Genomic DNA, 10,761 nt, shown 5'->3' with positions numbered 1-10,761 from the left:
CCCGCGGAGCGGGATATGCCCCGGCAAGCCGGGGCATAGAGCGCCGAATTGCGCAAGCGCAATTCGGATTCCGGCGCAAGCGCCGGAATGGAATTCCGTAAACGGAATTCCGAACGGAATGCAATTCGCGCTTGCGCGAATTGGAGGCGACCGCGCAAGCGCGATCACCGGAGCTGGCTACAGGGGGAGGTGCATCACGCGCGAGCCTGTGTAGGGCTTGGGAATCCCAGCCACCACCCCCGCAACGAGGATGACGGACCATCGGGCCGATCGGGCGCCGGCCCCCACCGCAGTGACGGGTTCCGCTGCGCTCCACCCTGACCCTCCTCCTACCCTTTGTAACCAGCCGCTCGCGTTCATTAATACCCCGACAGCATACACGTCAACACGCAATAGTGAGGCAGAATCCGTTGGTGCGTCACCCGAGAGCACGAACCGCGTAACGAGGGTGATGCATCATAGGTATGCGTTGTGTAGCGTTTGGGTTCCTGGATGCACCACCCGTACCCCGGCCGAATAACTTCCGGTGGAATGCAGAACTGCGCGGCCTAGAATTTCCCAGCCACAGAACGGAAGCTTCCCGGTCGTGCCACGCAAATTTCGCGATGGCCACCTTCGAACTCCGCTTCAGGGCAGGCCACCACCCCGGCTACGAGAAGGAGCCGGCCTCCCCGGACGCCGACGTCGCGGACCAGGTTCTCGTCAGCGAGCCGAGCCACTCGGAGCGCGCGATGGCCGAACTCCTCAACTACGTGTCGGCCGCGCACTATCCCGACTCAAAGTTTCACAACTGCTTGCAGCGATACTTACAGTGGTACTTGCAGTGACACTGCAAGTTGACTACTGTGGTTCTCGGATCACTCGCACGGAACCAACCTGGCGAGACTGACTGGAAGGACCCTCAGATGACCGTGAGCGCGCAGCCGATGCCCGTTACCGAGGCTCTCGCGAACGGCGCACCCCGGCACCTGGGAGCGCTCGCCGCTACCGCCACTGCCCGTGGATGGGGCGCCATGGTCGAGCGGAGCGGCGCCGCGTGGACGCTGATTCTCAGCACCGTTCACGACTCCCGTACGGGTCGGTACACCTGGGTCGGTGGCAAGTGGGGGAAGAACACACACGGTTACCGCGAGACGCTCGCTTTCTACCGGTCCGCCATTGACGGGGCGTCCGGTGCGCAGACGGTCGCCGCGGTCAAGGTTTCCGCCGGTGCCATCGAGGCACGCACGGTGGCCGAGGCCGAGGGCGGATCGAATGCCGCTCGCAACGCGCTGGACGCGGTCAAGGCCGGTCAGAAGTCCATGGACGCACTCGGATGCGCGCGCAAGTACAAGGCGGCGGCCGAGGGTTCGCAGGGTGCGGCGGAGTGCGCGGCCGAGGCTGCCGAGTACGCGCTCACCCGTGCCGATGCCGAGGACGCGGCGGCCGATGCCGAGGACGCGGCGGCCGATGCGGTCGAGTCGGCTAAGGAGTGCAAGAAGGCTTTCCAGCGCGCGCAGCGTGCCCGTACGGAGTGCCGTAAGGCTGCTGAGAGTGCTTCAGGTGCCCTGTATGAGACCGAGGCCGATGGCGCGTACGAGTCGGCGACGGACAACGTTGAAGCGGCGCGCGAGGTGTTGGGGGATGCCGAGGACGCGGCCGAGGCTGCGAAGAACGCGGCCGAGTGCGCGCGGGTATCGGCGGATTTCGAGTGCATGGCGTGCGATGAGTGGCGCTGCGCGTGCCGAGAGGTCATGTGCGCGATGCTCGCGCGGTATGGGTCCGGTGTGGCGCGCACGGTCAATGCCGAGGCGGTCCGGATCGGTGAACTGATCATGTCCGATGATGAGGACCTGCACGCGGCCGGTCAGATGATGCTCTGTGGTGCGTGGGACGAGGCCGAGGAACTGGTTACGCGCGCCCTGGAAGGGCCGACGGACGTCGTCGAGCGGTGCGCCGAGCCTATGGACGTCGCCACGTGCGTGGTGGTTGCCGAGGCGCCGTCCACGGCCCGTGTCCGTCCGTCGAGGCGTGCGGGTTGGGAGAACGGTCGGACGCACGAGCGCGCAGCGGTGCTTGAAGGTTGGGCGACTGTGGCCGAGGCCGAGGACTACGTTTCACGGTTCCCGCAGTGCGTCGAGGTGCGCGAGCGATTCGAGCGGTACGAGGGGGAATGGCGGCGGTCGGCTCTTCTGTCGACCGTTCACGCTGCGGGAGTTGAGTTCGGCGCGCGTCTGGACTTTGACGGCACCGGGTGGACGGTCAGCCTGCCTACCGGTGATGTGGTCGGCAGCTGGGGTGACGTTGCCCGCGCGGTGCGCTCGTACGTGATCGCGGAGCATCCGGCGAACGTCGTGGCGTACGGCGAAATTCACGACCGGAACGCGCTCATCATGGCGCAGCGTGAGGCGGAGTACGCGGCGGCCGAGGCTGCGGGGGTGCGTGCCCTCGACGCGGTCCGCACCGATGCCGCCCGCGCGGTGGCGGCATTCCGTGCGCTGCGCACCGTGGATGTCTTCATGCCGGATGATGCGCAGGAAACTGTAGAGGACGCGGCGGCGGACGCGGCCCGGAACGCGGCTGAGTGCGAGCGTGTCCGGCGCGGTGCTACGGCGTGTTGGTGGGAGTTGCTGCCGCAGTACGCCGATCGGGTGCGCAGCGCTGCGGCATGGCTGGTCGAGGGTGCGGCGGTTGTGGGGGTGCGTGTGCCGGACGTGGCGGCGGTTGTGTCGGTGGCGGCGGACGCTGCGCCGTCCGATCCGGGCGCGGTCGACGGGTGGGAGTCTGACGGCGGCGCGTGTGTTGGGGTGGAGCCTCCCCGGGGTCCGGAGTCCGGTCCGGTGGTGGTCGGGGCGCCGGCCCCGGGCGCCCCGTTCGGTACGCAGGATGCGCAGCAGCCGGCGGGGGCGGCGCGGTGGAGCGTACCGGTAACGGCGCGAGTCGTGCCGGTGGCCGAGTGCATCGCACGGGTGGAGGCAGAGGCGGTGCGGCTGGACGTGATTGCGCGGGAGCGGAACGCGTGGGCGGTCGACATGCGCGCGCTGTTCGTGGACGTGCACGACGGATGCAACGTGTTGGGTGTCGACGTCGCAGACGCGCGGGATTGGTCGGCCCATGCGGCATCCGTCGCAGTGTCCGCGGCGAAGGATGCCGACCGGGCACGCTGGGAGGCGGAGCGCTGGACGCGGGACGCCGAGCGCAGCGCAGCGGACATGGCGGCGATGCGCGCGCGGACGGCTCGGTTGTTCTCCGGAGAGGGTGACGTTCGGTCCCGCTGGGTGTCGACGGACGGTCGTACGGTCGTCGCGCTTGCACTGCCCGCGGGGGCGGACATCGTGACGGAGGCGGACGCGCGGTTCGCTGAAGTTCTGTCCGGTGCGGTTGCTGCGAAGGATGCCGGACGGCGGTTGAAGTCGACGGACGTTCCCAGCAAGCCCAAGCACGGGCGCGGCCTCGGTACAGAGTTCAAGCAGGCCGTTGCCCGCGCGTCGCGTCCGCTGGTGCAGCCTTGGAAGGCTCCCCGTATTCCGGCGGCGGGTAAGCCGTTGGATGGCGCAGCGCTCGCCATTCTGGATGCCGATGGGGTGTGCGCTGAGGTAGAGGCGGCGCCCGGGGTGTGGTTGCCGCGCGCGGCTGTCTGGGTGGCCGAAACTGCCTCGGCGAACGGGTGGACGGTTGCGATGGAGCGGCAGGGGTCCGGGGTCGTCATCGTGCGTGCGGCCGGTGTGCTCGCGCGGACGGCCGGACCGGTGGCCGGCGAGATCGTCGCAGTGTGGACGGCAGGGATGTACGACGCGCACCGGTCGGGTGCGGTCGTGGCTGGTCTGCGTCTGGACGGCGCGGCCGAGTTGTCGCGGGTGCTGACCACGATCGGTCAGAGCGCGGATGCGGGGGAGATCGCGACGGCCGGTGCGCCGACGGGTGCGAGCGCGTCGGCGCCTGCGGGAGTGTCCGACCCCGGCAGCGTCGACGGGTGGGAGGGCGACGGCGGCGCGGTGCCGGATGTCGAGGCTCCCCGCCCGGCAGCGCTTCCCACACGGCTTGCCGAGGACGGGGCTAGCGAAACAGGGGCGGTCCGGCAAGCTCTGCGCCGTGCCGAGGAAGCGGAGGTCCAGGCGGCCGAGGCGCGGCGGCAGGCCGAGGCTCTCCAGGACGGCGCCTCGGCACACTACGGCCGGTTTGCGGGCGGTCAGCCGATCCTGATGGGTCACCACTCCGCGCGGGGCGCGCTGCGGGACCGCGCGCGCGGGGACGCTGCGACCCGCCGCGCGATGGAGGCGGCCGAGGCAGCAAGGCGGGCGGAGGGGCTCGCCCGCGGGGCGCGGCAGGAAGCTGAACTCGCCAAGACCGTCCACGGCCGCTCTCGCCCTTGGGAGCGCGCCGACTTCAACCCTGGCGACATCGTCGAGGTACGCAAGCGTAAGACCTCCACTTACACCTGTACGTATCTAGTAGTGCGCGCAAACGCGAAGTCCCTCACGCTGCGGAACGCAAACACAATCGACGACCACAAGGCCCTGTACGACCAGGTGATTTCGAGGACGCGGGACGACGGGACCATCACCGACCCGGGGCAGGAAGACGAACCGTCGGCACAAGAGCCGGCGCTCCCCGGCCCCGGTGTGGCCGGGGCCGGGGCCGGGGCCGAGCCCGAGCCCGAGCCCGAGCCCGAGCCCGAGGCCGGGGCCGAGCCCGAGCCCGAGGCCGGGGCCGAGCCCGAGCCCGAGGCCGGGGCCGAGCCCGAGCCCGAGCCCGAGCCCGAGGCCGAGGCCGGGGCCGGGGCCGAGGCCGGGGCCGGGGCCGAGCCCGAGGCGGCCCGGGAGCGGGCGCCGCCTCGGAGCCAGCCGACGTCCCGGCCCCGGGAGAGGGGAAGGGAAGAGATGCTCTTCCCCAAGGGGGGAAGAGGTGTCGGCGGCGGCTCCCGCTGACCCATAGCCGCTGACCTGCAGTGGAACGGTTCAGCGAATTCGTCCTTGGCAACCCGTCAAGCAACTCGTCAAGCAACCTGTCAGGCAACCTGTCAGGCAACCTGCTGAGCAACCGTGGTAGACCCGCATCCGGACACCCTTGTGGTGGTTCAGCGGGTTCCGGGTGGCATGCTCGCGCAGATGACCAGCGTGGCCATGGAGGGTGAGGTGTCGTCGCCGGGGTCGTGCAGGGTCTCCGTCTGGCAGGCCTCGAATCCGGCCTCGCCGAGGAGTTTTTCCCACACGGTCGCGTCCAGGACCCATCGCTGCATGGTGCCGGTGCGGGTGGGGATGTCCGCGGGGCGGCAGTCGGTCTCTGGCGGTGCCCCGTTGCGGTAGTGGGCCAGGGTGGAGAACACAAGCCGTCCGCCCGGCCGGAGTGCTGAGGCGGCGGCGGGGAGCACCGTGCGGGGGTCGGTGAAGTCGACGGCGCCGAACAGCGAGTAGAGGACGTCTGTGCTGCGGGGGTGGCGGTGCAGGTAGTCCGCTGCGTCGGCCTCGATGAACTCGACTCCCGGGACGTGTCCGTACAGGGCGCGGGCCTTGGTGTGCTGGGTGGGTGAGCTGTCGATGGCCAGCACCCGGGCCGCGGCCGTGCGCCCGGCGACGTGGGCGGCCTGGCGGCCTGCGCCTGCCCCGATCTCGGTGACGGTGCGTCCGGCGACGTCGCCGAGGATCTCGGCGCCGGGTCCGGTGCGCTGGTACCAGTCCCAGTACATCCGGGCATCGACGCTGCGGGGGGTGCCCGCGGGCGTGGGGGCGCCGTAGTGCTGCCAGAGGTCGGCGGGGGCTGCTGGGGTGGGTGAGGACGGATTCACCGGCCCATCCTGGCCCGGGGGTCATGATCGGCGTCGGGTCTCGTTCCGATTCACCTCAACGGGTCCGCCCCGCGGGTATGGCAACGGCCCCCACCGGCGGGTGAGGGCCGCGCTGCTGCTTCGTACGGGTCGTCAGTGTCCGTCCTCACCGGGGCGGCACGGGGTGCACTTCGTGGAATCGGCGGCCCACAAGGGGCGGTCGACGGCGAAACCGGCACGGGCGATGAAGTCGGCGGTCCGCGACACCGAGCCGTCGACCTTCATCTCGACCAAGGGCACGTGGTGCAGGTAGGTACCCCCGTTGTGGCGCTCGCAGAACTCCATGTACGCCACGGTGTCAAGGATCATGGTGTGTACGCCGATGTCGATGATGCGGCCTGGCCCGAGGCCGAGCCCCTGGCCGCGGTGCTCCATGGCGGTGATCAGGTAGGCGATGGCCTGGCCGAGCACCCGCTCTGCCATGACGGAGTCGAACGGGTAGTCGCGCATCAGCAGCCCTGTCAGCTTGGTCCACTGCTCGGCGGGGACGAAGGTGCGCGGGTCCCTCGGCGTCGAGTCGGGGCCGGCGGTGCGGGCGGGGCGTTCCAGAACGATGGTCATCGTGCTCCCCTTTCGGCTGGCCCCCTGGGGCGGGGGCTCCGTTGACAGGACAGCACCGGAGACCGCCGGGATGCCTCCAACTCCCTTTGCATGCACGCGGATTGCAGATCCTGCACACGGCGTATACGGGGCTCTCCTGCCGCTCTACCGTGGGGGACGGCCCCGGACCATGGTCAGGAGGCGGGCATGCACTCGGACCCTGTATGGCACTCCGCGCAGGTGCGGGACCTGCTGGCCCGTCATGACGCCGGCGGGCTGATCCGGCTGGGCCGGGAGTCGCGAGGCTGGCGGCAGGGCGACTTAGGGGTCGTGGCTCGGGTGCTCGGCGTCCACCGTCTCCCGGCTGGAATCACGCGGCGGCCGTGCCGAGCTCCGGCTGATCAGGCAGGCAGCATCGGCGGTTGGTATGCCGTCAAATGTCCTATCGGCAGCTCTGGGCCTATCCGCCCCTCCCGCCACTAGAGTTGCGTCGGCCGGTCCGCGACCCGAGGAGGACCCATTGCGCCGCCGCACACTGCTCGCCACCGCCGGGGCGGCAGTACCCGCAACCCTGCTCCTCGCCGTAGATGAGGCCCTGGCCGGTCCGCTCGTTCCGTCCGGCACACAGGCGCCGCTCGACGGCCGCCTCGCCAACGCGCGGGCCCTCTTCGACGCGGGGCGGCATGCGGCCCTCCTCGGCCTGCTACCGGAGCTGCTGGGCGATGCTCACGAGGCGGCCCGGTCGCGTCAGGACCTCGACCACGCGCGCTTGTCGTCCTGCTATGCGCTGGCCTCGCAGGTCCTGATCAAACTTGGGCGGCACGGCCGGGCCAGGCTCACAGCCGACCGGGCCACGACATACGCAGAGCTGTCCGGATCACCACTCGCGACCGCGGCCGCCGCCCGGGAACTGTCCATCGTGCTGCGGCACCAGGACCAGCCCGCCGCCGCTCAGCGCCTGATCCTTCAGGCCGCCGCCGGGGTCGAGTCCACCGGCCTCGCCACCGCGCCGCAGCGAGCCGCCTACGCACAGATGCTGTGCACCACGTCCTACACCGCCGCCCGCGCAGGCGACCGGACACAGGCCCTGGCCATGGTCGAAGAGGCCCGCCGCGCCGCCCGCAGCCTCCCCGAACAGCCCCCGCGGGGCCGACTGTTCCCGCTGACACCGGCCGCTGTCGACCTGTACGCGGTGGGTGTTCACTGGGCGCTCGGAGACTCCGGGGCAGCCTTGCAGTCGGGCAAGGGACTTCGTGCCTCGCAGTTCCCGACCGCCGAGCGCCGCGGCCGGATGCATACCGACCTGGCGCGGGCCTGGTGGCAGTGGGGCAAGCCCGCGGAAACCGCGCGGGAGCTGCTCGCTGCTCTGCGGGTTTGCCCAGGCGAGGTACGCGACCGGCCCGCGATTCAGGAGATCGTCACCGTGCTCTCGTCACGGCACCCGCACACGGCGGGCGTGCGTGCACTCGCTAGGAGCGTCGCACGGCCGTAACGCCCCGTCAGCAAACACCCCCTCTCGCTTCAGGAAGGTGGGTGGCATCTCGCTGCTCAGACCGATACCTCGCATGGCGCCACCGGCACGGAACAGTCCGGCCGCGGGCCGAGGTCCTCACCGGAAGCCGTCGGCACAGCACCCGCACGGTGACCCACATGCGCTAAATCCCTGGCCGTCCGCGTCCCTCGATGGCGGGTCAGCGTCTGTTACTGCGTTCTGAGTGGGTCGGCATTTGGGCAACCCTCTGACCTGCACATTCGAGGGTTTGGGTCAGCAATCGGGTCAGGGGCGCTGAGCAGCATTCACGACATCACCTGAACGGGAGTTGTCGTGAATGGAACACGGGTCTTTGAGTCGCTGAATGCCGAGTGGGCGCTGGTCTGCGCCGAGTCCGGGCGTGCCGGGACGGTGCTGGGCTGGCTGCAGGAGGGCGGGGTACTGGTCGGCGAGTGCGCGGCGGGCGGGCTGGAGGATGTGCTGGCCGAGTTGGGGCGCCGGGACCGGGCGCAGGGGCGTGAGCACAGCGACCGTTGGCTGCGGGTGCTCCTGGAGCGGGCTGCTGGTGAGGGTGCCGGAGCGTTGCTTGCGGCGCGGGTGGTGGTGCAGGCGATGGTGCCGGGTGCGGTGCGGTTGACGCAGCGGCTGCGGGCCGGCCGGGATTTCGACGAGGTCGGGCAGGTGGTCGCCGCTTGCTTGTATCAGGTGGTGCGGCGGTATCCGCTGGGGCGAAAGGGCGGTGTGGCGGCGAATCTCCTGTTGGAGACGCTGCATCTGGCGAGCCGTGAGCTGAAGGCGGAGGCGGCCGAGCTGAACGCGGTGCCGTGGCACCCGGGCCCCGATTCGGCGGTCGTGGCCGGTCATTTGATGGCGGCGGACGATCCGGCGGCGGCGGCCTGGCAGACGGTCCTTGGACAGCAGGCTGTGGCGGTCGGGCTGGTGCGGGGCGGTGAGGTCGCGGACGGTGCGCTGGTCGAGCTGCTGGTGTGGGCCGTGGCCGCCGGACGGCTGGATGCGGAACGGGCTCGGGCGATCGTGAGCGAATCCCGGGCCGGCGCCCAGGCGAGCGCGAAACAGGCCGGTGTGTCCGCGGTTGCGTGGCGCCAGCGGCGCAGCCGGACCGTGCGGCAGCTGCGGGCGGTCGCGGATCAGTGGGTGCAGGCGGCGTGATGAAGATTCCTGAAACTTCTCCGCTGCGGCTGTCACATCTGGCCCCTGGCCGCTCCTTGGGTCAGGTGTGTGGCGGAACTGCTGCTGCACCCGGGCTTGGAAGGGGTGGACGGGACATGACGGATCCGATGCTTGTCGCGGAGGACGGTGCGGACATTGCGCTGCTGATGCGAGCGCACCGTCGGCTGCGCGATCTGGCGGTGCAGTTGGAGGTGGCCCCGTTCGCGGAGCAGACAGCGGCTTGCATGCGCGCCTATCTCGATGAGGAGGCGGCGACGGCGCAGTCGGCGTTCGCCCGCTGGGTCGCACTGCCGAAAGAGGTGCGCGACAGGGCAGCTTCGCGGGTTCGGCAGGAGCAGCTGTGAGGCGCCGCAAGGAGTACTCGGAGGATGTGCTGCCGGCCGAGGCGGGTGGCTGGGCGCTGGGTTCTCTGGGTGCTGCGGCGAACACGGTGACGGTGCTTCGTCGCGCTGCCTGGGTGTTGATGGTGGCCGGGCCGGTTCTGGCCGTGTGGGCGCTCGTGTCTCGGCCCGCCGTGACGGTGTCCGCGGCTCCGGTGCGTCAGGAGCAGCCTGTGGCCGGGCAGCCGGCGGGGCCGGTTGGGTTCGCCGAGTTGTTCGTGAGCGCGTACCTCGCGGCTGGGCAGGGGACCGAGGATTCTCTGGCGCCGTTCCTGCCGAATGCTCGTGATGTGAGCCTGACGGCTGATCCGGGAGTGCAGCGGGCTCAGGAGCTCGCGGCTGTGCGGGTGCGGCTCGTCTCCCCCGGGTACTGGTCGGTGACCGTGGCCGCCCGGGTGGTCCCGGTCGGGAAGAAGAAGGCGGAGCCGGGCGAGGTACAGGCCGGGCCTGTGCTGCGGTACTTCCAGGTCCCGGTCCGGACCGGGACGGGTGGCGCCCTGGCGGCGGCCGCCCTCCCGGCCGAGGTGGGCGCGCCGGTGGCCGGTGATGCTCCGTCGCTGGCGTACGGGCAGGTTGTTCCGGTTCGCGGTTCTGATCCGGCCGCGCAGACGCTCACCGGGTTCTTCGCCGCGTATCTCGCGGGCAGCGGCCAGTTGGATCGCTATCTGTCCCCCGGTACGGCGGTGGCTGCGGTGTCGCCTGCGCCGTACATCCAGGTTGAGGTGGCGCAGCTCGCCGAGGTCGGCACGAACGACCCGGGCAGCGCCGATCAGCAGGCCGCTCCTGTTGTGGACGGTTCGCGCAGGGAGCTCCTTGTCGATGTCGCCGCGTCCGATGCGGGTGGGCAGAAGCGGCCGCTTGCGTACGCCATCACGATCACCGCGCGGGACGGACGCTGGGAGATCGCATCCGTGGACGGAAACCCGGTGCTGAGCAAGTCACAGGCTCCGGCCGAGAAGAAGGAGACCTCGCAATGACGTATGTGACGTTGGCCGTGCTCGATGATCTCGACGCCCTCACCGCGAAGGGAACGGGGATCCTGGCCGGGACGGTGATGGCCTTCCTGTGCGCCTTGGCAGTGGTGCGTACCTGGGTCAAGACCAACTCCGTGATCGCCGCCGGGATGGCCTTCGTCGGTGCTGTTGCTCTGTGGTTCGCGGTGATGAATGCCCCGGCGTTTCGCGACAGCATCGGAGTGGACATCGCTCCGACAGGGGCGGCCAAGACCGCCGGTGCGGACCGAGTCGTGGTCCAGGTCGTCGATCCGGAACCGGGTGACCTGCGGTGAACGAACTCGTTGCGGGCTGCGCCGCATTTTTCTTCGCTCGATTCGCAGTGTCGTACGCCTGGGCCAA

Annotated in this window: 9 protein-coding genes; 7 read left to right on the top strand and 2 right to left on the bottom strand. The window is 70.3% G+C overall.

What is annotated here, in order from left to right; genetic code table 11:
• Window positions 1-605 precede the first annotated feature (605 nt).
• Window positions 606-827, top strand: coding sequence for a hypothetical protein (locus ACIOEW_RS36775; protein WP_401969521.1), 222 nt, complete (start codon window positions 606-608; stop codon window positions 825-827).
• A gap of 78 nt (window positions 828-905) precedes the next feature.
• Window positions 906-4,907 carry a DUF3560 domain-containing protein gene (locus ACIOEW_RS36770; RefSeq protein ID WP_401969518.1) on the top strand — a complete coding sequence of 1,334 codons (4,002 nt, stop codon included), beginning with the start codon at window positions 906-908 and terminating at the stop codon, window positions 4,905-4,907.
• A gap of 149 nt (window positions 4,908-5,056) precedes the next feature.
• Here ACIOEW_RS36770 and ACIOEW_RS36765 read toward each other — a convergent pair whose 3' ends face one another.
• On the bottom strand, window positions 5,057-5,764 hold the full coding sequence (locus ACIOEW_RS36765; protein WP_401969516.1) for a class I SAM-dependent methyltransferase: 708 nt from the start codon (window positions 5,762-5,764) through the stop codon (window positions 5,057-5,059).
• A 132-nt stretch (window positions 5,765-5,896) separates the two neighbouring features.
• The gene (locus tag ACIOEW_RS36760; protein ID WP_401969514.1) at window positions 5,897-6,364 is read right to left on the bottom strand and encodes a glycine-rich domain-containing protein; all 468 of its coding nucleotides are present in this window, start codon (window positions 6,362-6,364) and stop codon (window positions 5,897-5,899) included.
• Window positions 6,365-6,863: 499 nt separating this feature from the next.
• Between ACIOEW_RS36760 and ACIOEW_RS36755 the strand changes: the two genes are divergently transcribed.
• The 5 genes from ACIOEW_RS36755 (at window position 6,864) to ACIOEW_RS36735 (ending at window position 10,694) form a co-directional block, all read left to right on the top strand.
• Complete coding sequence (locus tag ACIOEW_RS36755; protein ID WP_401969512.1) at window positions 6,864-7,835, top strand: transcriptional regulator; 972 nt, start codon at window positions 6,864-6,866, stop codon at window positions 7,833-7,835.
• Window positions 7,836-8,168: 333 nt separating this feature from the next.
• A complete protein-coding gene (locus tag ACIOEW_RS36750) occupies window positions 8,169-9,005 on the top strand; it encodes a hypothetical protein (RefSeq protein WP_401969511.1) in 837 nt (278 codons plus the stop codon).
• A 116-nt stretch (window positions 9,006-9,121) separates the two neighbouring features.
• Entirely contained in the window at window positions 9,122-9,370 is a 249-nt protein-coding gene (locus tag ACIOEW_RS36745; RefSeq protein ID WP_401969510.1) for a hypothetical protein, read from the top strand.
• Window positions 9,367-10,383 carry a conjugal transfer protein gene (locus ACIOEW_RS36740; RefSeq protein ID WP_401969508.1) on the top strand — a complete coding sequence of 339 codons (1,017 nt, stop codon included), beginning with the start codon at window positions 9,367-9,369 and terminating at the stop codon, window positions 10,381-10,383. The genes ACIOEW_RS36745 and ACIOEW_RS36740 overlap by 4 nt, the downstream gene beginning before the upstream one ends.
• The gene (locus ACIOEW_RS36735; RefSeq protein WP_401969505.1) at window positions 10,380-10,694 is read left to right on the top strand and encodes a hypothetical protein; all 315 of its coding nucleotides are present in this window, start codon (window positions 10,380-10,382) and stop codon (window positions 10,692-10,694) included. The genes ACIOEW_RS36740 and ACIOEW_RS36735 overlap by 4 nt, the downstream gene beginning before the upstream one ends.
• Window positions 10,695-10,761: the final 67 nt, after the last annotated feature.

This window comes from Streptomyces sp. NPDC087901, assembly GCF_044742205.1.
Classification (GTDB): Bacteria; Actinomycetota; Actinomycetes; order Streptomycetales; family Streptomycetaceae; genus Streptomyces.
Note: the sequence above shows the minus strand (reverse complement) of the source record. Positions and strands in the feature narration are given on the sequence as shown.

Coding starts and splice junctions, on each gene's coding strand:
- ACIOEW_RS36735 (WP_401969505.1), top strand. CDS start 10,380: ATGACGTATGTGACGTTGGCCGTGCTCGATGATCTCGACGCCCTCACC.
- ACIOEW_RS36760 (WP_401969514.1), bottom strand. CDS start 6,364: ATGACCATCGTTCTGGAACGCCCCGCCCGCACCGCCGGCCCCGACTCG.
- ACIOEW_RS36770 (WP_401969518.1), top strand. CDS start 906: ATGACCGTGAGCGCGCAGCCGATGCCCGTTACCGAGGCTCTCGCGAAC.
- ACIOEW_RS36745 (WP_401969510.1), top strand. CDS start 9,122: ATGACGGATCCGATGCTTGTCGCGGAGGACGGTGCGGACATTGCGCTG.
- ACIOEW_RS36775 (WP_401969521.1), top strand. CDS start 606: ATGGCCACCTTCGAACTCCGCTTCAGGGCAGGCCACCACCCCGGCTAC.